We start from the raw sequence: 24,607 nt of genomic DNA on the forward strand, positions 1-24,607 counted from the left end.
ATGTTGGTATAGGGCCTTGACGAGACGCGGGGCGGCGTGGCTTCCCTCGTCAACGCAACGGGGCACGCAACCGACATCCCTTCCCAGCCGGAGCGGCAATGACCGACGATACGATTCACGAAGACGACGCAGCGATGCCGGACACCGCGGCCGCCGGCGTCGGCCCCCAGCTGCGCGCCGCGCGCGAGCGTCGCGGCCTCACGATAGACCAGGTGGCCGCCGAGACGCGTATTTCCGAACGCCATCTCGAACATATCGAGGCGGGCGAGTTCGACGCGCTCCCGGGCCGCACCTACGCCGTCGGCTTCGCCAAGACCTACGCCAAGACCGTGGGCCTCGATACCGCCGACGTCGCCGCCATGGTGCGCGAGGAGATGAACGTCGAGCGCCCGTCCGAGCGCTATGGCGCCAACCGCGCGGGCACGTTCGAGCCGGGCGATCCCAACCGCTCCCCCGGCGGGCGGCTGGTGTGGTTCTCGCTGTTCGCGATCATCCTGCTTGCCGTGGGCATCTTCTTCGCCGCGCGCGTCCTGTTCGCACCCGCCGCCGACCTGCCCTCGCTGGTCGAGCAGGAGGAGGCGGAGCGGGCCGCGCAACTCGCCGCGCAGCGCGAGCGGGAGCAGCAGCAGGCGGAGCCGGTCGACGCGACCGGCGATGTCGTGTTCACCGCGCAGGGCGATGCCTGGGTCCGCTTCTACGACGCGCAGGGCCGCGTGCTGAGCGAGCAGACGCTGAGCGAGGGCGATACCTACACCGTGCCCAGCGACGCGAACGGACCGCAGCTTCTGACCGGCCGGCCCGATCTGCTTGCCATCACCATCGGCGGGCGCGAGGTGCGCAAGATCTCGAACGAGCTGGAAACCGTCTCCGACGTGCCGGTGACGGCAGAGGCGTTGCTGGCCCGCGGCGGGTCCGGTGCAGGTGCAGGCGCAGGTTCAGCCGTGGGGCAGGGCGAGCCGAACGCCGCGCCCGCGCCTTCCGCGCCCGCCTTGCCGGCGGCTTCGCCGACGCCCGCCACCTGATCCCCGGCGCGGGCGCGGCGCGGTGCATAAATGCCTCGCCCCGGCTTTCGCGGCGTGGTTAATCCTCTATCTTGGCGCTTTGTGGCAATGGCGTCAGCCATGACCAACCCCAAGGAGACCCCGCTGGCGATGGACAGCAAGACCCTCTTCCCCCCGATCCGCAACGCCCTGCGGCGCAGGGCCGCGCACGGCGCGCTGGCCGCCATGCTGGCGCTGGGCCTCGGCGCCGCGCCCGCCGCGGCGCAGGACAGTCGCCGGATCGATCGGCTCGAACAGCAGATCCAGGCGCTCCAGCGCGCGGTGTTTCCGGGCGGTGACGAGCGGTATTTCGAACCGGAAATCCGCCCCGAACAGCGCCCGCAGCAGACGACCACGCCAGAAGTCGGCACCACCGCGCTGACCGATGTGCTGGAGCGGCTGAACGCGATCGAGACGCAGCTTGCCCGCCTGACCGCGGCGACCGAGGTGAACGAGAACGCACTCTCGACCATTTCCGCGCGGCTCGATGCGCTGGAAGCGCTGGCCGCCGATGCCGGCCTTGCCGCCGGTGGGGTTGCCGCCAACACCGCCACGCCGCGCCAGCCTACGGGCCGGATTCCGGTGCCGGGCGAGGGCGGCAGCGGCCGGGGCGAACTGCCCGCCGCCAACCCCGCGCCGCCCGCTCCGCCCGCCGCCGGCCCCTCGCCAGAGCGCGTCGCCGCCGTGCAGGCCATCGCGAAGCCCGCGACGGGGGATGCCGGGGAGGACGAATACACCTATGGCTTCCGCCTGTGGGATGCCGGCTTCTATCCCGAGGCGCAGCAGCAGCTGGCGCTGTTCGTGGAGCGGTATCCGAACCATCCGATGATCTCCTACGGGCGTAATCTGCTCGGCAGGGCGTTCCTCGATGCGGGCGATGCGCGCGCCGCGGCGACGCACTTCTTCGACAATTACCAGGCCGACAAGACCGCAGCCCGCGCGCCCGACAGCCTGCTTTTCCTGGCCGAATCGATGATCGAGCTGGGCGATACCCGCCGCGCCTGCATCGCGCTCGCCGAATTCGGCGACACCTACCCGGCGCTGGCCGTGGGCCGGCTGCAGACCATGTATGACAATCTTGGAAGCCGCGTCGACTGCTCCTGATCCGGCGCTGGTCGAGCGGTTTGGAGTCGCTCTCGACCGGCTCGGCGCGGAGGGGAAGCGCATCGGCCTTGCGGTCAGCGGCGGGCCGGATTCCATGGCGATGCTGCTGCTCGCATGCGAGGCGATGCCGGGCATGTTCGAGGTGGCGACGGTCGATCACGGTCTGCGCCCGGAGTCGGCGGACGAATGCGCACTGGTCGTGCGGGCCTGCGCCGGGCGCGGCGTGCCATGCGAGGTGCTTCGCGTCGACGTGGGCGACGGCAACGTTCAGGCCGGCGCGCGCGAGGCCCGCTATGCGGCGCTGAGCGAATGGGCGATCCGCCGCGATCTTGCTGTCCTCGCGACCGCGCACCACGCCGACGACCAGGCCGAAACGCTCCTGATGCGGCTTGGTCGCGGTAGCGGCGTAGCCGGTCTGGCGGGGGTGCGCGAGGCGCGGTCGATCGCCGACGGTGCCGTGCTGCTCATCCGACCCCTCCTGCATTTTCGCCGCGAGGAACTGCATTCGGTCCTGCGCGAGGCCGGGCAGGAAGCGGCGAGCGACCCATCGAACGCGGACGAACGCTACGACCGCGCGCGCATCCGCCGCGCGCTAGCCGCAGCGCCCTGGCTCGATCCGCTGGCCGTCGCGAAATCGGCGCAGCTTCTCGCGGAAGCCGACGAAGCGCTGGCTTTCGTGGCCGAAACGCACTGGCAATCGCACAGCTTCCGCGAGGGCGAAGGGGACGGCGGGGAACAGGGAGAGCGGGAGGGCGGGGCGCTCCTGGTCCGCCTTCACGCCGCACGCCTCGTACGGTTGCGGTTGATTGCTCGGGCGCTGGCCGAATTTGGCGGGCGGGCGCGCGGCGGCGCGGTGGCCGAGCTCGACACCGCGATCGTGGCCGGCAACCGCGCGAACCTCGCTGGTGTCGTCGCCGAACGGGTGGAGCGGGCGGGCGGGGCATATCTGCGATTCACCCCCGAACCGCCGCGCAGGAGAGCCTAGCTCGCCAGCGACGATCCCACGCCGGCGCGTTGCCCATCGGTGATGATGACGACATCGCCCACCTCGGCGATATCGTAGAGCCGGCTGACGAATGCGTCCGGCACGCCGATGCAGCCGTGACTGGCATATCCCAGTTGCACCGTCGATCCGCCGTGGATCGCCACCCCGTCCCAGGTCAGCCGCAGCGTCCAGGGCATCGGCGCGTTGTTGTACTTCTCGCTGACATTGTGCCGTTCCTTGGTCAGGATCGGAAAGACTCCCGTGGGCGTGGGATGATCGGGCGTGCCGAGCAGCGCGGCGGCGGCGCCGATCTCGTAGCCACCCTGAAAGACGCTGATGGTGCGCGCTTCAAGGTCCACCGTCACGCGCAGCGGACCGTCGGGCACGCCGGCATCGTCCCAGTGCCATTCGCCGTAGCGAATGGGGCCGTCGATCGGCAGGATACGCTTGATGACGAAGGGATCGTCGCGGGCGGAATCGGATTTCGGCTGTATCGCGGTACGCTGCTCCGCCGGCACGGGGTCGGCGCCGTCCTCCGGAGCGGCGGTGGTCGCGGTTGCGCGGTCACCGGCCGTAACCCCGCTGTCGCCGGCGAGCACGTCCTCGCTCGTCAGCCAGCCATCCATCACGTCCTGCGCGTGCAGCGAGCGCCCGGCGACCAGCGTCGTGCCGATAGTCGCCACCACGCCCAGCGTCAGCCCGGCGATCAACTTGAAGCCCGAATCCATGCTTAGAGGATGCGCGCGCGTGCGACGTAAATCCAGCCCCGCGCCCGCCCGCGTCCCGTTGCGAGACGCGCTATCCGTGCGCGCCAAAGATATTGGCGATGGCCGTGCTGATCCTCAGGGACAGGGCATGGGCGCGCTCGATCGGGCCGATGAAGTCGCGATGAATCGCCTCGTATCCCTCGTCCGCGCCATCGGGCCAGTCGGTTTGCTCGGTCAGATCGAAGCGGTCGATGCGTGGGAAGCTGACCGGGTAGGCGCGCCGCAACTGCGCCAGCGCCTCGTCCACCCGCAGGGTGAAGACCATCTCCAGCACGTCGTCGCGCGACACGTCGTTGGCGCGGCTGAACACCGGCACGCTGACGGCGCGGATGAACATGGTTTGCAGCAAGGCTAGCCGCAGCGCCTGGAGCACGCCGATCATGCGTCGCTTGTCCTCGCGATCGGGCGTGGGCGCGTCGTCGGGCACGAAGTCCATCAGCCGGTGGAACTTCATCACGTCAACGCGCAACCGGCTGGCAAGGCGGCGGAAGGTGCCGACGCGGTCGTCCTTGACCAGATATTCGCTCAGCGCCTCGCACGCCGGGGCGAGGTGGCTTTCGGTGCCGCGATAGGGGCGGCTCGCCCAGTAGGCGGAATTGAACAGCTCGCCATAGGCGGCGACCGTCTTCACACTGGCGAGCGCATTGGCGGAGCGGGCGAGACGCATCAACTGCCGTCCGCGCGGGCTTTCGGACAGAAGCTGGCCGATTTCCTCGTAACTGCCCTCTGCCGCGTGGCCGATGCCGGATATCACGTTCACCGGAAAGCCGAGTTGCTGGAGGATGGAATTGTGCGGAATGGCGCGAATCTGGCGCAGCGACATCTCGCGGTCCGCCGACAGGTCGGACTGGCGGCGGCTGACCCGGCTGCCGGTGGAATTGAGCAGGCCCAGCCCGAAGGCGGTGATCGCCCGGCTGTAGGTGCGGCTTTCCAGGTGATCGCGCTGCTCCTCCTTCACCGCGCGGTAGAAGTCCAGGCTGAGATCGGTGCGGCGATAGAACGGATCGACCGGCGCGTCGGGATCGGTTTCCGCCGGGCGCAGCGCAGCGATGCGCGTCAGCGTGGCGCGGGCGAGGTCGGGCGTGGCGAACCACAGATAGCCGTCGCCGCCCTGGAAGCTGACTTCCGGTTCGAGCGCGATGCCGGCGCGCGCGAAGCGGCGCCGCGCCCAGGGGGACAGCGGCCATTCCAGCCGGTCGCGGAAATTCGTGGGATGCGCGCCGCGCCCCATGCTCTCGCCGTGCGTGTTGAAGATCAGCGCGGCGGCCCCGGTCAGGCCGTTCGCCGCCATCGCCCCCGCCAGGCGGCCCTGCAACCGCTCGATGGCGAGGCTGGCGGGCACCTGCCCGACGAAACGCCCGGCGTCGGAAAAGCCCGTCTGGATCGCCACGCGGCCGCGCCGCCGCGCGTAATCCTGATATACCTCCTCGGCCAGCAATTCGTCGAGCAGGCGGCCGCCGTGTTCCAGCGCGGTTTCCGTCTCGAACAGGGGCGAGACATCGACCTTGTCCTCGATCCCGAACAGCTTGGCGAAGTAAAGCGCGGCCAGCACGGTCGCGGGTTCCTCGCATTCGGCGATCAGCATCCGGATCGGCGCGTCGGCGTCGACGTGCCGAAGGATCTGCGCCATCGCCAGGAATTGCCGGATGGCGGTGCTCGCCTCGATCGCCAGCGCGCCGAAATTGCTGGCGCGTGGGGTGACGTCGGCGATGGCCCGGCGCAGATGCACGACGGCACCCTTGCTGGCGAGGTCGAGATTGCCCTCGGGGTCGAGCCGGCGGCGGATGGCGTTGTGCAGCTGCTTGGCGTTCACGCGGAAATGGATCCACCCCATGCCAAGGCCGTCGGCGCGCATGGCGGCGGCCAGCGTCTTGAGCCGCACGGCGCGCGCGCCGTCCTCGCTCCCCCGGGCCTCGTCCTCCAGCGCGTCGATATAGCGGGCGAGCGAGAGCAGCTTGCGCGGATCGCTGGCGGTCAGGCGGTTGGCGGCGACCGACAGGGCGGCGGGGTCGGTCAGGTCGCCGGCGAAATCCTCCGCCCGTTCGGCGGCGTAATCGGCGGCGGGCACGAGTTCGCCCAGCAGCGCGTGATCGGCGTCGATATCGCGCAGAGCCGCGACGTAGCGGGCGAGCCGCTCGGCCTTCTCGGCCAGGCGAAAGCCGATGGAGGCGGACCACGTGATGTCGGTTCGCCCGTCCATGTCGTAGCCGACCCAGGTGGCGAAGCGGAACGGCAGCGGAGCGAGTGCGTGCCACTCGTCCGGCCAGGTCCGCCGGGCGTGATCGAGGATCTGTCCGACGATGGCGTCGCGCGCGCCCTGGGCATGACCGATGGCCCGCATGGCCCGCTCGTGCTCGTAGGGCAGGGTGATGTCGGGCCGTTCCTGCCCCACGCAGGCAGCGTCGATCGTGCCGTCGCCCGAGGCCGCCTCGGCCACCGCGTCGGACTGTCCGGGCGTCAGCAGGAAGGTCGGGTGCGCGGTGAACACGGCGTGGAGCTGCGGGCTTTGCCAGCGTTTCGCGAAGGTGGCGAAATCGCCTTCCTCGAACGCGCCGGCCAGGTCGGCGGAATTGGCGTCGACATCCATCGGCTCGACCATGCGGGCCAGGCGCGCGGCGCGTTCCTCCAGCGCGTCCACCTCCAGCTCGGCGATCAGCGCCTCGATCTGGTCGAGGGTCATCTCGCCGCCTTCCAGCTTGCGCGACAGATCCAGCGACAGCTGGAACACCGGGTTGAACATCGGCGTTTCCGCCGTCCGGCCGTGCAGGTCGGCGAGGCGGGCGAGAAGCTCGTCGACGGTCTTCATGCCGTCAGCCCGCACGCTTCCCGGGCCAGCCGGGTGATCCACTCCGGCTCGCCGCCGCGCGGAGCGACCCAGCTGCCGCCCACGCACAGCACCTGTTCGATGGCGAGCCATTCGCGCGCGTTGTCGGCGCCGACACCGCCGGTGGGGCAGAAGCGGCACCCGGCGAAGGGCGCGGCGAGCGCCTTGAGCGCCGGCACCCCGCCCGCGGCCACGGCGGGGAAGAACTTGAAGTGATCCAGCCCCATTTCCAGCCCGCGCATGATGTCGCCCGCAGTGGCGACGCCGGGAAGGAAGGGCAGGCCCGCCTGTGTCACGGCGTCCGCGACCGATGGCGTCAGGCCGGGCGAGACGATGAACTGCGCGCCCGCCGCCTTCGCCGTTTCGAAATCGGCGGCGGTGTTGACCGTGCCCGCGCCGACGATGGCGCCCTCGACCTCGGCCATGGCGCGCATGGCATCGGGCGCGCATTCGGTGCGCAGCGTCACCTCGAGCACCCTGAGGCCGCCCGCCACCAGCGCCTCGGCCAGCGGTTTCGCTTCGTCCAGGTCGTCGATCACCAGCACGGGGATGACCGGCGCCATCCGCATGAGGTCGCCGATATGGGTCATCGCAATTACCTTTCGAATTCGTCGCAATAGGCAGCCGCCGCGCCGAACAGGCCGGGCTGCGGATGGGTGATGAGCTTGACCGGCAGCCCCGCCATCAGGCCGGCGAAGCGGCCCTTGGCGGTAAAGCGCTCGGCAAAGCCGGATTTCGGCAGGTGGTCGCGCAGCCGCGCCCCCAGCCCGCCGGCGATCACCACGCCCGCCGCGCCCTGCGCCAGCGCGGTATCGCCCGCCACCGCGCCCAGCGACAGGCAGAAGCGGTCGACCGCAGCGGCGGCGAGGCTGTCGGTGCCGTCCATGCCGGCGGTCCAGATCGCCACGTCGTCCCTTTCCGTCACGCTGCGATGTTCGAGCGCAGCGAGCGTCGCGTAGATGTCGGAAATCGCGGGGCCGGACACCACCCGCTCCGCCGAGACGCGGTTGTGCCGCTTGCGCAGCCGCGCGAGGATGGCGTCCTCGATCGGGTCGAGCGGGGCGAAATCGACATGCCCGCCCTCGGTCGCCTGGACGTGGACGAAGCCCTTTCCGTCACGCCACAGATGCGCGACGCCGAGGCCGGTGCCGGGGCCGAGCACGCTGAGCGTTCCGGCGGCGGGCAGCTCGGTATCCGGCCCGGTGACATGCACGAACTGGTCCGCCGGCGCGCGTGCGACGGCATAGGCCACCGCCTCGAAATCGTTGACCAGTCGGTAGGTATCGACCCCTAGCTTGTCGGCGATGCGCGAGGGGCGGATGATCCACGGATTGTTGGTGAAGCGGATGACTTCCACGGGCCTGTCCACCGTGCCCACCGGCCCGGCGATGGCCATGGCGACGTGCGGGGGCAGCGAGCCGCCCTTGCGTTCGCGGTAATCCTCCCACGCCGTCTGGAAGCTGGCGTGATCCTCGGTATGGAGCGTGATCGGCTCGTCCAGCGTGATCGATCCGTCCGAATGGCTGCTGGCGATGGCGAAGCGGGCGTGGGTGCCGCCGATATCGACGGTGACGAGATCGGTCATCGCGGTGCCTCCGGCATCACAGCCCCGCCGTCGCGAGCATCGCGCTGCCGCCCTTCTCGGCCTCGTCGGCGAAGGCGCGGAACATGGCGAACAGTTCGCGGCCCGTGCCCATGTCCGGTTCGGGATCGGGTGCGGGCGTGCGGCCCAACAGGTCGGCGGTGGTGGTGAGCGTGCCGTCGTCGGCTGACACGCGCACCACGTCGCCGTCCCGCAACAGCGAAAGCGGCCCGCCGCCCAGTGCTTCCGGACTGCAATGGATGGCGCAGGGCACCTTGCCGCTGGCGCCCGACATGCGCCCGTCCGTCACCAGCGCGACGCGGTATCCGCGATCCTGCAGCACTCCCAGCGCCGGGGTCAGCTTGTGCAGTTCGGGCATCCCGTTCGCCTTCGGCCCTTGGAAACGCACGACCACCACCACGTCGCGGTCGAGTTCGCCGGCGGCGAAGGCGTCGGCCACCTGCTTCTGTGTGGAGAACACCCGGCACGGCGCCTCGATCGTCCAGCGGCTCTGCTCGACCGCGCTCGACTTGAAGCACGCCCGCCCCAGATTGCCCTCCACCAGCCGCATTCCGCCATCGGGCTGGAACGGGTCGCTGGCGGGGCGCAGCATCTCGGCATCGCCGCTCTCGCCGACCTCGCGCCAGGCGAGCGTTTCCTCGTCGAGCCACGGCTCGCGGCCATGACCGTCGAGCCCCCGTTCCTCGGCCACGCCCATCACGTCGGCATGGGCAAGTCCGGCATCGAGCAGCTGGCGGATCACGTAGCCCATCCCGCCCGCATCGTGGAAGTGGTTCACATCGCCCGAACCGTTGGGATAGACGCGCGCCAGCAGCGGCACCGCGTGGCTCAGTTCGGAAAGGTCGGTCCAGTCGATGCGGATGCCGGCGGCCCGCGCGAAGGCCGGGATGTGGATCGCGTGATTGGTCGATCCGCCCGTCGCCAGCAGGCCGACCGCGGCGTTGACGATCGCCTTCTCGTCCACGCAGTGCCCCAGCGGGCGATAGTCGTTGCCGCCCCGGTTCATCGCCACGACCCGCTCCACCGCCGCCCTGTCGAACGCCTGGCGCAGCCTGGTGCCGGGCTGGATGAAGGCCGCGCCGGGAACGTGAAGCCCCATCATCTCCATCATCATCTGGTTGGAATTGGCGGTGCCGAAGAAGGTGCAGGTTCCGGGCGAGTGATAGCTGCCCAGCTCGCTGTCGAGCAGTTCGGCGCGCGTCGCCTTGCCCTCCGCGTAAAGCTGGCGGACACGCTGCTTTTCCTTGTTGGAAACGCCGGTGGGCATCGGCCCGCTGGGCACGAACACGGCCGGAAGATGGCCGAAGCGCAGTGCGCCGATCAGCAGGCCGGGCACGATCTTGTCGCAGATGCCCAGCAGGAGCATCCCGTCATACATCGCATGGCTGAGCGCGACCGCGGTGGCCAGCGCGATGGTGTCGCGACTGAACAGCGAAAGCTCCATGCCCATCTCGCCCTGCGTCACCCCGTCGCACATCGCCGGCGTGCCGCCGGCCACCTGGCAGGTGGCACCCACGGCGCGGGCGTACACCTTCAGCCGTTCGGGGTAGCGACCGTAGGGCTGATGCGCGGAAAGCATGTCGTTATAGGCGGTGACGATGCCGATGTTCGGGCCGCGTCCGGTCTTCAGCGCCTCCTGATCCTCCTGCGCCCCGGCAAAGGCATGGGCGAGGTTGGAACAGCTGACCGACTTGTGATCGGGCTGGTTGTCGGCCTCGCGTCGGATGAGGTCGAGATAGCGCTGCCGGCTGTCCTTCGAACGCTCGATGATCCGGTCGGTAACGCGCTCGATGGCGGGGTGAAGGGTGGTCACGAACGGTCCTCTCGATTTGCGTTGCCTCTATTCATGCCATGTCACTCCGTCGCGTTCGGTCAGTGCGATCGCGGTGCTCGGCCCCCAGCTGCCGGCACTGTAGGTGCGGGGCGTCTTGCCCTCGCTTGCCCAGCTTTCGCGGACCGCGTCGATCCACTGCCACTGCGCCTCCACCTCGTCGCGCCGCACGAACAGGGTCTGGTCGCCGCCGATCAGGTCGAGCAGCAGGCGTTCGTAGGCGATGCGCTTGTGCTTGCCGGTAAAGGCGTCGGGCATGCGGATGTCCAGCGGCACCTCGCGCAGCGTCATGCCCTCGTGCTCGATGCCCGGCACCTTGGCCATCAGCGACAAGGTGATGTTCTCCTGCGGCTGGATGCCGATCACCAGCCGGTTCTGCCGGAGCCGCGCGCCGGGGAAGATCGAGTGGGGAACGCAGCGAAACTGCACCACGATTTCCGTGACGCGTTCGGGCAGGCGCTTGCCGGTGCGCAGGTAGAAGGGCACGCCCTGCCAGCGCCAGTTGTCGATATGGGCCTTCAGCGCCACGAAGGTCTCGGTATCGCTGTCGCGGCCCAGCTCCTCGTCGTAGCCGGGCACGATTTCGCCATCGACCCCCCCGCCGCTGTACTGACCGGTCACGCTCTCGTCCGCCCGCACCTGCCGCAGGGCGCGCAGCACCTTCACCTTCTCGTCGCGCACCGCCCCCGCATCGAAGCTGCTGGGCGGCTCCATCGCGACTAGCGAGAGCAGTTGCAGCATGTGGTTCTGCACCATGTCGCGCAGCGCCCCGGCATCGTCGTAGAAATCGACGCGGTCCTCCAGCCCCACCGTCTCGGCCACGGTGATCTGGACGTGCTCGATATGCTGGGCGTTCCACAGCGGTTCGAACAGGATGTTGGCAAAGCGCAGCGCGATGAGGTTCTGCACCGTCTCCTTGCCCAGATAATGGTCGATGCGGAAGATGCGGCTTTCGGGAAAGGCGGCCGCCACCGCGTCGTTGATCGACCGGCTGCTGGCGAGGTCGGTCCCGAGCGGTTTTTCCAGGCTGATGCGCGAGCGTGCGCCCGCCAACCCCGCCGCGCCCAGCCCGCGGATGGTCGGTTCGAACAGGCTCGGAGCGGTCGAGAGGAAGATGGCGATCTCCCGGTCCTCGCCCACGCGGGCCGCCAGTTCGCGGTATCCCTCGGGCGTGGTGACGTCGAGCGACTGGTAGCTCAGCCGGTTGAGGAAATCGGCCATCCCGCCGCGCCGGTGGGCGGGGAGGAACTTCTCCACCGCGTCGCGGGCGAAGTTGCGGAACTCCCCGTCGCTGAGCTCGGAACGCGCCGTGCCGATGATCTTCAGCTCCGGCTCCAGCAGGTCGTCCGCGTCGAGCGCGCACAGCGACGGCAGCAGCATCCGCTTCGACAGATCGCCGGTCGCGCCGAACAGCAGGAGGGTCTTGGCCTTTTGCGTCATCGAATATCCCTGTCGCGCCCCGCGGGGCTCGTTCGGCCCCGTTCTAGACGGCATGTGTTGCATCGCAATAGGGCGGACCCGACATTCGTATGCAAATATTGCGTCTCAACCGCTCCGGGTGACGCTAACGGTCTTGTCGCGGAACTCCGCCAGGCCGAAACTGGTGAGGAAGCTGACGTCGGCGGCGTCGCGCCCGATGCCGATCTTCGCGGTGGTGTCGGGATCGGCCATCCCGGTCGGGTCGACGATGTACCACGCCCCGCCGCCCGGCGTCGTCTTGTCGGCGAGGAACACCTCGGCGACCGCGTGGAAGTCGGGCGGTTCCACGCCGGGGGCATAGCAGCTCACGAAGCGCGCCGGGATCGTCGCCGCGCGCGCGAAGCAGATCATCACGTGGGCATAGTCGCGGCAGATCCCGCGCCGTTCCACGAAGCTGTCAAGCGCCGTGGTGGTCGCGTTGCTGGCGCCTGGCACGTAGTCGAAATGCTCCGCGATCCAGTCGCGCATGGCGACGATCTGCTCGCCGCCCGCGAGGTGGCCGAACTCGTCCTGCACGAAGCTCTGCATCCGGTCCGCCTGGCAATAGCGCGAATCGAACAGGTACTCGACCGTCTCCCCCGGCAGGTCGTGCGGGTCGAGCCGGTCGAGATCGCACAGGTCCGTCAGCATCCGCCTGACGTCGACGCGCGCGGTGTATTCGACGTGATAGTCGCCCTGCGCGCGCACCCAGATGCGCTCTCCGATGCTGTTGTGCGCCGGCACGCGCGCGGTGTGCATCGCGCGCGGCAGCTTTGTCTCGCAACCGACGATCTCCTGTTCGGGAATGGCGGCCGCTTCGAACTGGAGGAGGATGTCGGTCGGGTTTTCGAGGTGGAAATCGAATTTCGCGGTAATGTCTATGGGCATGGTGCGCCTAACGAGCGCACGCCCCGCATGGTTTCGTCATTCGCCGATTAAATGTGCCACCACCTCGCGCCGGTGCGGGCGGGCGCGGTGTTCGGCGAGGTAGAGACCCTGCCAGGTGCCTAGCAGCATCCGCCCGCCCGCCACCGGCACCGCCAGCGAGGCGCCCGTCAGCATGGTGCGGATATGCGCGGGCATGTCGTCCGGCCCCTCGGCATCGTGCTCGTATTGCGGGCCTTCGGGCACCGCCCGGTCGAGCCAGCACAGCAGGTCGCGCTGCACCGCGTCGGCGGCGTTCTCGGTGATCAGCAGGCTGGCGCTCGTATGCCGGCAGAACACGGTGAGCAGGCCGGTGGCGATCCCGCCGGCCGCGACGAACGCCTGCGCGCGGTCGGTGAATTCGTAGAGCGCCTTGCCGTTCGTGGCGATGTCGAAGCGGGCCTGATCCTGTCGCATGGCACCCTATATAGCGGCGATGGCCATCCAGCACGACCTCTTCGGCGATCCCGGCCCCGCCATCCCCGGCCTGACGGTGGTGGAAAATGCCGTGCCCCCCCATCTCGCGCACGAGCTGGAGCGGCGGATCGACGCCGCCCCGCTCGCCCCGTTCCGCTTCGGCCAGTGGGAGGGCAAGCGCCTGACCGCCAGCTACGGTTCGGCCTACGATTACCAGCGCGGACAGGTGACACCCGCGCCGCCGCTGCCCGCATGGCTCGCCGCGCTGCGGGAGCGGCTGGCCCCGCTCGCCGGGCTCGAACCGCACGCGCTCGTGCAGGCGCTGGTCATCCGCTACGATCCGGGCGCGGGCATCGGCTGGCACCGCGATCGCCCGCAATATGGCGAGGTCGTCGGCCTGTCGCTGACCGCGCCGGCCACCCTGCGCCTGCGCCGCCGCCGCGCGCAGGGCGACGGCTTCGCCCGCCGCGCCGTCCCGCTCGAGCCGCGCGCGCTCTACCGCCTGTCGGGCGAGGTGCGCGAACTGTGGGAACACTCCATCGCACCGATGGCGCAAACGCGCCGCAGCGTGACGTTCCGGACGATGCGATAGGGCTTGCGGGCCGGGGCGATCGGGCAAGCCGAAACGCGCACCCTCAGCAGGTGAGCCGCGAAAGCTCCTGGCTGTTGGTGATGTTGTTGTTCTGCCGCCCGCGCACGTTGAAGGCGCTTTCGTGGCGGATCACGGGATTGAGCGGCATGAAGTCGGCGTTGATCAGCGGCTGGTAGTCGTAGGTTACCTCGACCACCATCACCGCCGTCCCTTCGTCGGACGTAATGCGGTTGCCGGCCGATCCCATACCATCTTCCAGCGTCTCGTCGTTGCGCCCGGTATCCTCGCCGCCATAGGCCGGATCGACGTCGAGATCGCCCCAGCAGCGCTGCCAGTTGATCATCTGTCCGGCGCGCCGTCCGCGCTGGCCGTTGGGTTGAAGGGATGACAGGACAATGCGCCCGTTGGCCTCGAAATCGATGGGCTCGCCGATCACCTCTGCGCCGGAGAACACCTCGTAGACATTAGCCTCGTCGATGCCGGTGACGACGCGCCCCGCATTGTCGGCGACGGTCATGGCGATCTGGTTCACCCGCATCTGCGACAAAGCGTAATAAGCCAGCTCCAGCCCGCCCAGGATCAGCAGCAGAAGCAGCGGCGCAACGAAAGCGAACTCGACGAAGGCGAGACCGTCTTCGTCGCGCAGAAGCCGGAAGAGGACATTGCGCGAGCGAGCGGTCATGCGGGTACTCCGCACACGACGGGCGGGGTGCGCTGGGTTTCCCAAGGCTGGTTGCGGATCGCGGTTTCGGCGACGATGGCATACCGGTTCGATCCGCCCAGGAAACTGGCGATCGGCAACAGCGATTCCATTTCCAGCCGGGCCTGATAGAACACCACGTCGTTGGCCCCCCCGCGCCCGTCGCGCCCGGTGTCGAGATCGAATTCGCCGTTCTCGTTGAGGTCGGAAAAGCAGTCGCCTTCCTCCTCGTCGTAAACGCCGTTATCATTGCGATCGACGGTGATCTTCTCCGGATTGCCGATGCCGGAAAAATCGTAGAAGTTGGATTGCGTGACGGTCAGCTCCGCGTTGGCGGCAACAGGGCGGATCTGCGCCCAGATCATCGTCTCCACCCTGTCCTCCAGCGCGCCCGTGCCGCGCAGCGCCGGTGCCTCCACCGATGCGCGCCGCGCCGCATCCGTCACCGCGCCCTGCAACACCGCGCCGACATAGCTGCGATGGCCAAGGTCGAAACCGGCGATCAGGATCAGCAGCAGAATCGGCGCGACGATCGCGAACTCCACGATAGTGACGCCCCGCTCGTCGCCGATGACGCGGCGGGCGATCATCGCGTCAGCCTCAGATTGCCGATGCCCTGACCGATGGCGGTGAACACCTCCTCCAGGTCAGATCCGTCGCTGGTATAGAAATGCTCCTCGCTGGTGGCACAGCGCGCGACGTCATCGGTATCGGTCACGTCGAGGGCGATGACCCACACGGTGATGCCCATCTGCCGGGCGAGGTCGCAGGTACTCAGGAAGCGGGCAATGTGCTGATCGTTCAGCGATCCGTCGCCGCGGGTCCGATCCTGCAGCGATTCGATGCCGTGCGCCGAGTACAGCGTGCCCCCGGTATCCAGCATTCCGTCGGTCATGAACACGATATGGGCGTTGACCGGAATGCCATCGATCTGGGTGACGTTGTCGCCCTGGTTGAAGTTGTTGCCAGCGAAGAAGCCGGTGCGCGAGGCGAACCGCGTGCCCCACAGCATCCCCACGTCGTGATAGGTTCCCCCGGTCACGCGGGCGGTGGCGCTGTTGATGGCGGTCTGGAAATCGCTTTCCGAATCGTACTGCGCCAGCCTGCTCGCCTCGGACGGACAGCCCGACTGGCTCTCCCCCTTCTGCACGCCGGGATCGTAGCGCCCGAACTGGCGCGGCTCGTCGTTGCCGTTGCGAACGCGGTCGTCGATATCGGCGCGCGTCACGTAGTCGCGGATGACGAATTCGCCGCTCGGCGCCGGGTTCAGCGGGTCGATGGTCGGGCGTTCCTCGATACAGCCATCGCCGCTGGTGCGGAAACCCTGCCGGTTGCCCGGATACAGGCCGTTCGCATTGTTCCATGTGGAATCGCTAATATGGACGCTGAGCGGCCCGGTATAGCGGAACCGGATGTCGTAGAGGTATTTCCGGTTGCCGTTGTAAAGTCCCTGGGTCGGCTCGGTGTCGCTGCTGCGTTCCTCGCAGTTCCAGACATAGCGCCCGTCGGTATCGCACCACTTGTAGTCCCAGTCGCCATCGGTGTGCCACTGGTTCACCAGAATGTCGCGGTTCTGCAGGCTGCGGGCGACGTTCACCGTGTGCGAATAGGGCACGATTCCGTAGCGGGTGATCGACCCGTCATCCACGTCGAGCGCCCGATACAGTCCCATCGCCCCTTCGCGCAGCCGCCCGATCTTCGTGCCGCCGCCATTGCTGGGCGATTGCGCCATCGACCCGGTCACGTCGAGCACCAGGACGATGTCGTTGTGCCCCATGTCGCGCGTGGCATCGCACTGGACGGCAATGTCCATCTCGTCCACCCCGATGATCTTGACCAGCGCCGTCGGAATGGTCGCGCTCGCCGATCCGACCAGCAATCCGCCATCGTCCTCGTTCTGATCGAGATCGAAGACCACGTCGTAGGAACCGGCGACGCCATCGGGGAAGTTGAACCGGAAAAAGCGGTCGCCGGTGTCGCGCACGTCGTCGGTGAAGTCGGTGCCCTCCATCTTCTGCCGCGCCGCCAGCACGGCCGCGTCGCACGCATTCTGGAGCTTGCCCCGCGTCATGTACACGACGCTCAGATCGAGCGCGGAGCCGATAAGGATAACGAACGGCACGAACGCGATCGCCGCGATGGCGATCACGTTGCCGGCCTTGTCCTCGCGTAGTCGGGAAAGAAATCCCCGCTGTTCCATCGCTTCCTCCAGGTCGTGTCTGGCGAGCGTGAAGGGTGGGGCAGAACCCTTAATTGCGAGTAAACATGACAACAATTTGAGTGGTTACTACATGTAGAACTGTCAACCGAACAAGTATTTATGAATTAACCATGTCTTGAAAGCGACATATCATTAAATCTGACCCGCATGTGACTTGCAGGGCGCGGGAACTAGCCATCGCGCCGAATGACGGATCGGATAATGTGATTGGGCTCGCGGGGCGGGGAATCGGCGCGATGAACCTTGCGGGGCACGAGAGATGGACATTGCTGCAGGCGGCAGGGCGTACCGTCCGCGCAGCCGGAACCGGTCGCCGAGGGCGGGGGCGGGGCTTTCCTACACGCCCCCCGCCGCCTAGCGCCGCCATCGGCTCTTTCGCATCGCTGGTCCTCCTCATGCGCGCGCTCCCGGCGGGTGACGATTCGCGTCCGGAAGGGTGACGGGTCAGGCCCGGACGGGTGACGCCTCGCGCCTTTCACGCAGGTGACGCCCCCGGGCCGGCAGGGTGACGCCCCGGGCCACGAGGGTTGCGATTTCGCCGCCGCCACGTGACGGATCGGCGCGGCCGGGTAACGGGGCGGAAATTGTGCCCCTGGACCGTGTGCCACCTGTCACACCTTGCAGGGGGCGGGGCGGGGAAGCGGCGGGGAAGCGGGGGGGCGCGGCCTCAGGCGGGGACGGCGAACAGGTCGTGCTCGTCGGCGTCCTCGATGCGGGCCTGCACGATGTCGCCCGCCGCCAGCGTGGCGGGCACGTCGCGCAGGAACACCTGCCCGTCGATCTCGGGCGCGTCGGCCTGGCTGCGCCCGGTAGCGCCGATGTCGCCGTCCTCGTCCGGCTCGCCCACCTCGTCCACGATGACGGGCAGGGTGCGCCCGACCTTGGCGGCGAGCCTGGCCGCGCTGATGCGGGCGGTGACCTCCATCAGCCGGGCGAAGCGCTCCTCCTTGACCGCCTCGGGCACCGGGTCGGGCAGCGCGTTGGCGGCGGCGCCCTCGACCGGCTCGAAGCGGAAGGCCCCGACCCTGTCGAGCTGCGCCTCCTCCAGCCAGTCGAGCAGGTAGGCGAAGTCGTCCTCGGTCTCCCCCGGGAAGCCGACCACGAAGCTGGAACGGATGGCGATGTCGGGGCACACGCCGCGCCACGCCCGCAGCCGCTCCAGCACCTTCGCCTCGTTGGCGGGGCGCTTCATGCGCTTCAGGACGGCGGGGCTGGCGTGCTGGAACGGGATGTCGAGATAGGGGGTCAGCAGCCCCTCCGCCATCAACGGGATGACCTGGTCGACATGGGGGTAGGGATAGACGTAGTGCAGCCTGACCCAGGGCGGGGTGCCGCCGCCGGTGTCGAGCCGGCCCAGCTCGCGCGCCAGGTCGGTCATGTGGGCGCGCACCTCGCGCCCGTGCCAGGTGCGGCTCTCGTGCCGGGTATCCACGCCATAGGCCGAAGTGTCCTGGCTGATGACGAGCAGCTCGCGCGTGCCGGCGGCGACCAGCTTCTCCGCCTCGCGCAGCACCGCGTCGATGCGGCGGCTCGCCAGCCTGCCGCGCAGCTGCGGGATGATGCAGAAGGCGCAGGCGTGGTTACACCCCTCGCTGATCTTGAGGTAGGAGTAGTGACGCGGCGTCAGCTTCACCATCTGGTCCGACGGTTGCGGGACGAGGTCGACGAACGGCCCCTGCGCCGGCGGCGCGGCCTGGTGCACCGCACCGACCACCGCCTCGTACTGCTGCGCACCGGTGATGGCGAGCACCTGCGGGAAACGGGCGCGAATGGCGTCGGCCTCGTCCCCCATGCAGCCGGTCACGATGACGCGCCCGTTCTCGGCCATCGCCTCGCCGATGGCTTCCAGGCTCTCCTCCTTGGCGGAATCGAGGAAGCCGCACGTGTTCACCAGCACCACGTCGGCCCCGGCGTAATCCGGGCTCATGGCGTAGCCATCGGCGCGCAGGCGCGTCAGGATACGCTCCGAATCGACGAGTGCCTTGGGGCAGCCGAGGCTGACCATCCCCACACGCGGGGCTTGCGGAATCTGCGTTGCCATGATGGCGAGCGCCCCTACACCTCGCCCGCCGCTTGCGCTAGGGGGCGTGTATGGGCCCCGTGAACTGGATCGCCGTCGTTGTCGCGTGGTTCGTCGCCGCGCTGCTGGGCGTGGCCTTCTATGGGCAACGCGCCATGCCGGTGCGCGGCGGCGCACTGCGCCACGCCACGGCGGCGGCTCTGCTGCTGCTGGTCGCGGCGATGATGGGGCACATGTTCGCCCGCGTGGGAGAAGCGACGCTGACGGCCAAGCCCTGGCTGTATCCGATGATGAGCGGCGGGCTGGCGCTGGCCTTCACCGGACCGGTCCTGTTCATCGCCTACGCGAGGCGGGAATACCCCCAGGGCGCGGCGTGGGCCGACTACGGCTTCTGGGTTCTCGCCTACCTGGCCATGGGCGCGGCGTTCTGGGCGCTCGGCTGACAGGCAGGAGCCGCCTCAGAGGATCTGCGCGTCTTCCCCTTCGGGCTGTTCGGGGCGCTCGTCGGTCGGCAGGATCTCGACCACCACGTCGCCTTCCTGCAGACACAGGGCCTCATCCTCCCAGAAACCGCAGGCCGCACCGTTGCGATAGATGCGCAGCCCCCGCCCCCCGGTTGCGAGATCGCTCAGCGGCCGACCGATCTCCTCTGGCTTTACCTTGCGTTCGACAAGTTGCACCCGGCCCGAAACCGACGCGAGGTCGGACATGTATTCGGAAATGTGCGCCCCCTGCGCGCTGCCCGCCAGCAGAAGGCCGGTGAAGCGCACGGGATTGATCACGTTGTCAGCGCCCGCCTGACGCGCGAGAAGTTCGTTGTCGGCGGCGCGCACCACCACGCTGATCGGGACATTGGGCGCGAGATGGCGGACGGTCAGCACGATCAGGATGGAGGCATCGTCGCGCCCTGCCGATACCAGCACGGTCTGCGCCTGGGCGATGCGGACAGCCTCGAGGTTCTCGTCCCGGGTCGCGTCGGCCTCGATCACGTTGCATCCGAGCAGTTCGGCCTGTTCGAGCCGTTCGGCATTCCCATCCATGACGACGATGCAGCTGGGATCGGTGCCGCGTTCGATCAGTTCGCCCACGGCTTCGGATCCCGAAACGCCGAAACCGAGGACGACGACATGATCCGTGAGCTGCTCCTGTATGCGGGCCATGCGCCATCTCTCCCAACTGCGCTTGATGATGAAATTGTAGGCCGTGCCCACGAAGATGAACAGCACGGCGAACCGCACCGGCGTCACGATCACCGCCTCCACCAGCCTTGCCCTATCGCTGATCGGGGCGATGTCGCCGAAACCGGTCGTGGTAATGGAAATCATGGTGAAGTAGATCACGTCAAGGAAGCTGACATGCCCGTCGAGGTTGTCGACCAGCCCATCGCGGTCCCACCAGTGTATCATCACGACGAGGAAGATCAGACCCAGCGCCAGGCTCAGCCGGATACCCAGATCGCCCCAGACCGGCAGCCTGACTGCGCGTTTCAGCGGAGTGAAGCGCTTCTTGCCGACGCGGCGCGCCTCGGTCCGGGTGTGCGAGCGCGCCATGTCAGGCTGCGCTACTCACGCGCCGTACCGCTCGGCGAGAGCGCCGATCGCGCCGTGGTTGGTCAGGTCGAGCTGGAGCGGCGTGACCGAGACGTAGCCGTCGGCGACTGCTTCCAGATCGGTGCCGTGGTCGAGAGTATGCTCCATCTCTTCCAGCCCGAACCAGTAATAGGGCCGCCCGCGCGGGTCGGTGTTCTCGACCAGACTGCCGCGCGCATATTCGTGAAAGCCCTGGCGCGTGATGCGGATGCCGGCCACGTCTTCGCCCGAAAGCGGTGGGAAGTTGACGTTGACGAGAGTGCGCCTCGCCATGGGCGTGTCGAGCAGAGGGCGCAGTACCTCGACCGCCCAGCGCTCAGCCGCATCGAAGCTGCGGCCGTTGTCGCGAAACGCCTGGCTCAAGGCTACCGCCGGTATGCCGGCCAGCGCAGCTTCCATCGCGGCGGAAACCGTACCCGAATAGGTAATGTCGTCGGCCAGGTTCTCCCCGGCGTTCACCCCCGAGATCACCAGGTCCGGGCGGCTGTCGGCGAAGAACTTGCGCAACGCGAGGTTGACGGAGTCGGTCGGGGTGCCGGTTACGGAGTACCGCCGTTCGCCATGATCGCGCAGGCGTACCGGGCTGTGCAGCGTCAGCGCATGGCCGGCGCCCGACTGTTCTTCGGCCGGCGCGCAGACCCAGACCTCGTCCGCCAGCTCTGCCGCGATCCGTTCGAGAACCGCCATCCCCGGCGCGTGAATACCGTCGTCGTTTGTCAGAAGGATGCGCATCAGCCGTGCGGCACCAGCTTTTCGCGGCCGCCCATGTAGGAAGAAAGGACCGGGGGGACGACAACGGAACCGTCTTCCTGCTGGCCGTTTTCCAGGACCGCCACGAGCGTACGACCGACCGCGAGACCGGAACCGTTCAGGGTATGGACGAAAGCGGTCTTCTTTCCGCCGTCCTCGGGCCGGTATCGGGCATTCATCCGCCGCGCCTGGAAATCGCCGCACCAGCTTATCGAACTGATCTCGCGGTAGGCGTTCTGCCCGGGCAGCCAGACTTCGAGATCGAATGTCTTCTTCGCCGTAAAGCCCATGTCTCCGGTGCAGAGCAGGACCTTGCGGTAGGGCAAATCGAGCGCCTGCAATATTCCTTCGGCGCTGGCGACCATGTGATCGTGTTCTGCGCCGGCGTCCTCGGGTCGGCAGATGCTGACGAGCTCCACCTTTTCGAATTGGTGCTGACGTATGAAGCCGCGCGTATCGCGTCCGGCCGCACCCGCCTCGGAGCGGAAGCAGGGGGTGAGGGCGGTGAGCCTGATCGGTTGCGACAGGTCGCTGACAATCTGATCGCGTACCGAATTCGTAAGGCTCACCTCCGCGGTCGGGATCAGCCAGTGATCCTCACCGGCACGGTACAGATCGTCGGCGAATTTCGGCAACTGACCGGTGCCGAACAGCGCCTCGTCGCGCACCAACAGGGGAGGGTTGCATTCGGTGTAACCGTTGTCCTGCGTCTGCCGATCGAGCATGAACTGCGCCAGCGCCCGGTGCAACCGAGCCATGTCGCCACGCAAGAACGTGAAACGCGCGCCCGACATCGCCGCGCCGGTTTCGAACTCCATGCCAAGCGCAGGACCGATATCGGCATGTTCCCTGGGCGAAAAGGCGAAGTCGCGCGGGCTGCCCCAGCGTGCGATCTCCTCGTTGTCACCTTCGTCCTCGCCGTGCGGAACACCTATCGCGGGCAGGTTGGGAAGCGATGCGAGCTCGTTCGAGAGGGCAGCGCCGATCTCCCGCTCCCGCGCCTCGACCTGGGGCATCTCCTCCTTTATGTCGGCAACCTCGGCCTTCAACGCATCGGCCGTCTCGGTATCGCCTTCTCGCATGGCGGAGCCGATGGCCTTGGAAGCCTCGTTTCGACGCCCTTGCGCCTGTTGCAATCGGGTCGTGATGTCGCGCCGTTTCTCGTCCAGTGCGAGCAGGCGACTGGCGGCCTGCCCGACCCCGCGCGCGGCAAGGGCGGCATCGAATTTTTCCGGATCGTCGCGGATGGTTCGCAGGTCGTGCATGGGCTCGGCCTATGCCCGCTCGCTCCAGTGCTTGTCCACCCGCGACGAGCCTGGCCGTGGCGCGGTGTGGCGGGAACATCGGAAAGGGACGAGCGCTGGAGGGTGACTACCGCCGTGTCAGAGGAATTCGTATTGCTGGACCGATCGATCACGCAGGCTCCCCGGCGGACCCGCTTCGTGGATATGGTGAACCTGTTGACGAAAGCCGGTCTGAAGACAGGGCTGCTGGACGAACCGGTCCTTGATCGCGACATCCTCATGGACCGGGCGAGGCGGATCGCCGGGTCCGATGATTTTGGCGATCCGTGGTTCGTGGGGCCGCTGGACAAGTTGCTCGAATCGTTGCGGGGCGAAGCCCTCCTGCACGATGCGGGGTCGCTGGTGGCGATGAAGCAGATCGAGAAGGTGCTGGTCGATCGCCTGTGGGCCGAACAATGGTTCGCGGCACACCCGGAAATAGAGGCACGGCCCTTGCGCAATCCGGTAGTCATCGTCGGACCGATGCGAACGGGTACGACCCGCCTTCACCGTCTGCTGTCGGCGGACGAACGCTTCACCCATATGCGCAGCTTCGAGACGATCAGTCCGGTCCCGCGCCCCGGGTTCGAACCCGGCAGCCACGATCCTCGCGTCGATCTGGCGAAGCGCATCCGCACGGTCGCCAATCTCTCCAATCCTCGTACGCTGTCGATTCATCCGACCGGGCCGATGGAGCCGGAAGAGGAGCTGGGCCTGCTCGTCAATTCCTTCTGGGGGATGAAGCACGAGGCGCAGTGGTACGTGCCCACATACGGTCGCTGGTGCGAGCAGGAGGACGCGGCACCCGCCTATCGCCAAATGGCGCGGTTGCTGCAACTCGTCGGCTGGTCGCAGCAGGCCAGCTCGCTCAAGCCGTGGGTGCTGAAGACTCCGCAGCACATGATGGACCTGCCCGCGTTGCTGACCGTCTTCCCCCAGGCGCGGTTCATCTTCACGCACCGCGATCCGGTGCAGGTTGTCGCAAGTTCCGCGTCGCTCGCATGGAACCAGACCTGCATCTATTCCGATCACGCCGATCCGGCCAAGGTCGGGAAGGAATGGCTGCGCAAGGTAAGCGTACAGGTCGAACGGATGCGCGAGGGGCGCGAACTCGTACCTGCCGATCGGCGTATCGACGTGCATTTCGAGGATGTCGATGCGGATTGGCGCGCGGCGATGCGTCGCATCTACGACTTCCTCGACCTTGATATAGAGCGGGCTTGGCCAGCGATGGAGACCTATGTGGCGCGTGCCGCCGCCCTGAAGCGCAAGCCCCATCGCTACAGCCTCGCCGAGTTCGGGCTGACACAACGGCAGGTGACGAGCGAACTGGCGGACTACATCGCCGCCTATGGCGTGAGCCGCGAGCGAAACGCGGCCACCGGCTAGAGAGAAAATGCCGCCGGAAGCAACTCGCCGATCGTGGTCACGGTCCGGTTGTTTCCGCTTCGGTCGCAGCACACGACCTCGATATCGAGGTTCGACAACGCGGCTGCTTCCTGGATCGCCTGGCGGCATCCCCCGCACGGGGTGACGATGGCCGAACCGTCCGCCGCACCGTCCTGCGGACCGCCGAGTACGAGAATGCGCCTGACATTGGCGAGGCCGAACGTCTGAGCCGCTGCGGCGAGCGCGGACTGCTCGGCGCAGATGCCGAGACGGTAGCAGGCGTTCTCCATGTTCGCGCCTACCGCGATTTGCCCGTCGGTGCTTTCGACCGCGCAACCGACCAGGAAGTGCGAATACGGCGCGTGCGCTTTTGAGCGCGCCGTGCGCGCGGCGTCGATCAGGGCGTTCGGGGCGCTCATGACTGCAACCCGTCCATCCGCCGGGCCAGCGCCACCGCGCCCGCGATCAGGAAGGGCACCAGCACGAAGGACAGCACGATCTTCGCGATGGCCTGACCGACAAGCAGGTTGCCGATCGGAAATTCGCCGTAGAAGGCGAGCGTGATGAAGATCAGCGTATCGACGGCCTGACTGATGGCCGAAGCGATGGCACCGCGGGCCATCAGCCAGAAACCGCCGCCATCGCCGCGTCCGCGCAGCCGATCGAAGATCCACACGTTGAGCAGCAGCGATACGCCGTAGGCAACCGGTCCGGCGGCCATGATGCGCGGGGTCTGCCCGTGGACGAGGCTGAAGGCGGCGATGTTCTCGCTTGGCATATCGGGCGATGGCGGCAATGCCAGGACCAGCCAGATCAGACCAATCGACACGGCCAGTGGTAGGAACCCCCAGAGCACCAGCCTGTCCGCGGCGGCCTTTCCGTGCAGCTGCGATACGGTGCTCGAGATCACCACCAGCAGAAGGAAGGCGAGTATTCCGCTTTCGACCACCAGCGGGCCGATGGCGAATTGCTTGTAGGCCAGCACCCCGGCAATGACGGTCATCCCGCCATATAGCAGGCTGAGCACGAACAGCGATCGGGCAACGGGCAGCGGGCTGGCGGAAAGCGTGCGGTCTGTCATGGACGCTCGCTAGGGCGGCAGCCGGTCGA

General features: G+C 67.9%; 23 protein-coding genes. 6 read left to right on the top strand and 17 right to left on the bottom strand.

Going from position 1 to position 24,607, the window contains the following annotated elements; translation table 11 throughout:
• The first annotated feature begins 98 nt into the window (after window positions 1-98).
• The 3 genes from EG799_RS10095 (at window position 99) to tilS (ending at window position 3,129) form a co-directional block, all read left to right on the top strand.
• Entirely contained in the window at window positions 99-1,022 is a 924-nt protein-coding gene (locus tag EG799_RS10095; RefSeq protein WP_234029112.1) for a helix-turn-helix domain-containing protein, read from the top strand.
• Between the two features lie 99 nt (window positions 1,023-1,121).
• A complete protein-coding gene (locus EG799_RS10100) occupies window positions 1,122-2,144 on the top strand; it encodes a tetratricopeptide repeat protein (protein WP_234029113.1) in 1,023 nt (340 codons plus the stop codon).
• Window positions 2,119-3,129: a tRNA lysidine(34) synthetase TilS gene (gene tilS, locus EG799_RS10105; protein WP_234029114.1), complete on the top strand. Its 1,011-nt coding sequence runs from the start codon at window positions 2,119-2,121 to the stop codon at window positions 3,127-3,129. The genes EG799_RS10100 and tilS overlap by 26 nt, the downstream gene beginning before the upstream one ends.
• Here the strand turns inward: tilS and EG799_RS10110 are convergent.
• The 8 genes from EG799_RS10110 to EG799_RS10145 form a co-directional block, all read right to left on the bottom strand.
• A complete protein-coding gene (locus EG799_RS10110; protein ID WP_234029115.1) occupies window positions 3,126-3,857 on the bottom strand; it encodes a L,D-transpeptidase family protein in 732 nt (243 codons plus the stop codon). The two genes, tilS and EG799_RS10110, sit on opposite strands and share 4 nt — an antisense overlap.
• A gap of 70 nt (window positions 3,858-3,927) precedes the next feature.
• Entirely contained in the window at window positions 3,928-6,702 is a 2,775-nt protein-coding gene (locus EG799_RS10115) for a phosphoenolpyruvate carboxylase (protein WP_123880837.1), read from the bottom strand.
• Window positions 6,699-7,310 (bottom strand): bifunctional 4-hydroxy-2-oxoglutarate aldolase/2-dehydro-3-deoxy-phosphogluconate aldolase, encoded by a 612-nt coding sequence (gene eda / locus EG799_RS10120; protein WP_123880839.1) that lies wholly within the window; start codon window positions 7,308-7,310, stop codon window positions 6,699-6,701. The genes EG799_RS10115 and eda overlap by 4 nt, the downstream gene beginning before the upstream one ends.
• Window positions 7,311-7,315: 5 nt before the next feature.
• Window positions 7,316-8,305: a glucokinase gene (locus EG799_RS10125; RefSeq protein ID WP_123880841.1), complete on the bottom strand. Its 990-nt coding sequence runs from the start codon at window positions 8,303-8,305 to the stop codon at window positions 7,316-7,318.
• A gap of 16 nt (window positions 8,306-8,321) precedes the next feature.
• Window positions 8,322-10,136, bottom strand: a complete 1,815-nt coding sequence (gene edd, locus EG799_RS10130) for a phosphogluconate dehydratase (protein WP_123880843.1) — start codon at window positions 10,134-10,136, stop codon at window positions 8,322-8,324.
• 27 nt (window positions 10,137-10,163) lie between these two features.
• Window positions 10,164-11,594 (bottom strand): glucose-6-phosphate dehydrogenase, encoded by a 1,431-nt coding sequence (zwf, locus tag EG799_RS10135; RefSeq protein ID WP_123880845.1) that lies wholly within the window; start codon window positions 11,592-11,594, stop codon window positions 10,164-10,166.
• A 105-nt stretch (window positions 11,595-11,699) separates the two neighbouring features.
• The gene (locus EG799_RS10140) at window positions 11,700-12,500 is read right to left on the bottom strand and encodes a transglutaminase-like domain-containing protein (RefSeq protein ID WP_123880847.1); all 801 of its coding nucleotides are present in this window, start codon (window positions 12,498-12,500) and stop codon (window positions 11,700-11,702) included.
• Window positions 12,501-12,536: 36 nt separating this feature from the next.
• Window positions 12,537-12,953: a secondary thiamine-phosphate synthase enzyme YjbQ gene (locus EG799_RS10145; protein WP_123880849.1), complete on the bottom strand. Its 417-nt coding sequence runs from the start codon at window positions 12,951-12,953 to the stop codon at window positions 12,537-12,539.
• Here EG799_RS10145 and EG799_RS10150 point away from each other — a divergent pair.
• On the top strand, window positions 12,952-13,545 hold the full coding sequence (locus EG799_RS10150) for an alpha-ketoglutarate-dependent dioxygenase AlkB (RefSeq protein ID WP_234029116.1): 594 nt from the start codon (window positions 12,952-12,954) through the stop codon (window positions 13,543-13,545). The genes EG799_RS10145 and EG799_RS10150 overlap by 2 nt on opposite strands.
• Before the next feature lie 43 nt (window positions 13,546-13,588).
• On the opposite strand, the gene EG799_RS10155 is transcribed toward EG799_RS10150, so the two are convergent.
• The 4 genes from EG799_RS10155 to rimO form a co-directional block, all read right to left on the bottom strand.
• Complete coding sequence (locus EG799_RS10155) at window positions 13,589-14,227, bottom strand: TadE/TadG family type IV pilus assembly protein (protein WP_123880851.1); 639 nt, start codon at window positions 14,225-14,227, stop codon at window positions 13,589-13,591.
• The gene (locus tag EG799_RS10160) at window positions 14,224-14,835 is read right to left on the bottom strand and encodes a TadE/TadG family type IV pilus assembly protein (protein WP_123880853.1); all 612 of its coding nucleotides are present in this window, start codon (window positions 14,833-14,835) and stop codon (window positions 14,224-14,226) included. The genes EG799_RS10155 and EG799_RS10160 overlap by 4 nt, the downstream gene beginning before the upstream one ends.
• Complete coding sequence (locus EG799_RS10165) at window positions 14,832-16,445, bottom strand: pilus assembly protein (protein ID WP_123880855.1); 1,614 nt, start codon at window positions 16,443-16,445, stop codon at window positions 14,832-14,834. The genes EG799_RS10160 and EG799_RS10165 overlap by 4 nt, the downstream gene beginning before the upstream one ends.
• A 688-nt stretch (window positions 16,446-17,133) precedes the next feature.
• The gene (gene rimO, locus EG799_RS10170; protein WP_123880857.1) at window positions 17,134-18,507 is read right to left on the bottom strand and encodes a 30S ribosomal protein S12 methylthiotransferase RimO; all 1,374 of its coding nucleotides are present in this window, start codon (window positions 18,505-18,507) and stop codon (window positions 17,134-17,136) included.
• A gap of 50 nt (window positions 18,508-18,557) precedes the next feature.
• Here rimO and EG799_RS10175 point away from each other — a divergent pair, with 50 nt between their 5' ends.
• Window positions 18,558-18,929: a DUF1761 domain-containing protein gene (locus tag EG799_RS10175; RefSeq protein WP_407641226.1), complete on the top strand. Its 372-nt coding sequence runs from the start codon at window positions 18,558-18,560 to the stop codon at window positions 18,927-18,929.
• 15 nt (window positions 18,930-18,944) lie between these two features.
• Here the strand turns inward: EG799_RS10175 and EG799_RS10180 are convergent, their stop codons facing one another.
• Genes EG799_RS10180 through serS form a run of 3 tightly spaced genes read right to left on the bottom strand, consistent with a single transcriptional unit; the run spans window position 18,945 to window position 22,090 of the window.
• Window positions 18,945-20,036: a potassium channel family protein gene (locus EG799_RS10180; protein ID WP_123880861.1), complete on the bottom strand. Its 1,092-nt coding sequence runs from the start codon at window positions 20,034-20,036 to the stop codon at window positions 18,945-18,947.
• A 15-nt stretch (window positions 20,037-20,051) separates the two neighbouring features.
• Entirely contained in the window at window positions 20,052-20,807 is a 756-nt protein-coding gene (gene surE / locus EG799_RS10185) for a 5'/3'-nucleotidase SurE (RefSeq protein WP_123880863.1), read from the bottom strand.
• Entirely contained in the window at window positions 20,807-22,090 is a 1,284-nt protein-coding gene (serS, locus tag EG799_RS10190; protein ID WP_123880866.1) for a serine--tRNA ligase, read from the bottom strand. The genes surE and serS overlap by 1 nt, the downstream gene beginning before the upstream one ends.
• A 114-nt stretch (window positions 22,091-22,204) precedes the next feature.
• Here serS and EG799_RS10195 point away from each other — a divergent pair, with 114 nt between their 5' ends.
• Window positions 22,205-23,497 carry a sulfotransferase family protein gene (locus tag EG799_RS10195; RefSeq protein ID WP_234029117.1) on the top strand — a complete coding sequence of 431 codons (1,293 nt, stop codon included), beginning with the start codon at window positions 22,205-22,207 and terminating at the stop codon, window positions 23,495-23,497.
• Here EG799_RS10195 and EG799_RS14015 read toward each other — a convergent pair.
• Together EG799_RS14015 and EG799_RS14020 are read right to left on the bottom strand one after the other, a co-directional pair.
• Window positions 23,494-23,916, bottom strand: a complete 423-nt coding sequence (locus EG799_RS14015; RefSeq protein ID WP_158611060.1) for a cytidine deaminase — start codon at window positions 23,914-23,916, stop codon at window positions 23,494-23,496. The genes EG799_RS10195 and EG799_RS14015 overlap by 4 nt on opposite strands.
• Window positions 23,913-24,578 (bottom strand): queuosine precursor transporter, encoded by a 666-nt coding sequence (locus tag EG799_RS14020; protein WP_158611061.1) that lies wholly within the window; start codon window positions 24,576-24,578, stop codon window positions 23,913-23,915. The genes EG799_RS14015 and EG799_RS14020 overlap by 4 nt, the downstream gene beginning before the upstream one ends.
• Between the last annotated feature and the right edge of the window lie 29 nt (window positions 24,579-24,607).

Source organism: Aurantiacibacter spongiae, from assembly GCF_003815535.1.
Classification (GTDB): domain Bacteria; phylum Pseudomonadota; class Alphaproteobacteria; order Sphingomonadales; family Sphingomonadaceae; genus Alteraurantiacibacter; species Alteraurantiacibacter spongiae.

Coding starts and splice junctions, on each gene's coding strand:
- EG799_RS10095 (WP_234029112.1), top strand. CDS start 99: ATGACCGACGATACGATTCACGAAGACGACGCAGCGATGCCGGACACC.
- EG799_RS10100 (WP_234029113.1), top strand. CDS start 1,122: ATGACCAACCCCAAGGAGACCCCGCTGGCGATGGACAGCAAGACCCTC.
- EG799_RS10110 (WP_234029115.1), bottom strand. CDS start 3,857: ATGGATTCGGGCTTCAAGTTGATCGCCGGGCTGACGCTGGGCGTGGTG.
- EG799_RS10115 (WP_123880837.1), bottom strand. CDS start 6,702: ATGAAGACCGTCGACGAGCTTCTCGCCCGCCTCGCCGACCTGCACGGC.
- eda (WP_123880839.1), bottom strand. CDS start 7,310: ATGACCCATATCGGCGACCTCATGCGGATGGCGCCGGTCATCCCCGTG.
- EG799_RS10125 (WP_123880841.1), bottom strand. CDS start 8,305: ATGACCGATCTCGTCACCGTCGATATCGGCGGCACCCACGCCCGCTTC.
- zwf (WP_123880845.1), bottom strand. CDS start 11,594: ATGACGCAAAAGGCCAAGACCCTCCTGCTGTTCGGCGCGACCGGCGAT.
- EG799_RS10140 (WP_123880847.1), bottom strand. CDS start 12,500: ATGCCCATAGACATTACCGCGAAATTCGATTTCCACCTCGAAAACCCG.
- EG799_RS10150 (WP_234029116.1), top strand. CDS start 12,952: ATGGCACCCTATATAGCGGCGATGGCCATCCAGCACGACCTCTTCGGC.
- EG799_RS10145 (WP_123880849.1), bottom strand. CDS start 12,953: ATGCGACAGGATCAGGCCCGCTTCGACATCGCCACGAACGGCAAGGCG.
- EG799_RS10155 (WP_123880851.1), bottom strand. CDS start 14,227: ATGACCGCTCGCTCGCGCAATGTCCTCTTCCGGCTTCTGCGCGACGAA.
- EG799_RS10160 (WP_123880853.1), bottom strand. CDS start 14,835: ATGATCGCCCGCCGCGTCATCGGCGACGAGCGGGGCGTCACTATCGTG.
- EG799_RS10165 (WP_123880855.1), bottom strand. CDS start 16,445: ATGGAACAGCGGGGATTTCTTTCCCGACTACGCGAGGACAAGGCCGGC.
- rimO (WP_123880857.1), bottom strand. CDS start 18,507: ATGGCAACGCAGATTCCGCAAGCCCCGCGTGTGGGGATGGTCAGCCTC.
- EG799_RS10175 (WP_407641226.1), top strand. CDS start 18,558: ATGGGCCCCGTGAACTGGATCGCCGTCGTTGTCGCGTGGTTCGTCGCC.
- EG799_RS10180 (WP_123880861.1), bottom strand. CDS start 20,036: ATGGCGCGCTCGCACACCCGGACCGAGGCGCGCCGCGTCGGCAAGAAG.
- surE (WP_123880863.1), bottom strand. CDS start 20,807: ATGCGCATCCTTCTGACAAACGACGACGGTATTCACGCGCCGGGGATG.
- serS (WP_123880866.1), bottom strand. CDS start 22,090: ATGCACGACCTGCGAACCATCCGCGACGATCCGGAAAAATTCGATGCC.
- EG799_RS14015 (WP_158611060.1), bottom strand. CDS start 23,916: ATGAGCGCCCCGAACGCCCTGATCGACGCCGCGCGCACGGCGCGCTCA.
- EG799_RS14020 (WP_158611061.1), bottom strand. CDS start 24,578: ATGACAGACCGCACGCTTTCCGCCAGCCCGCTGCCCGTTGCCCGATCG.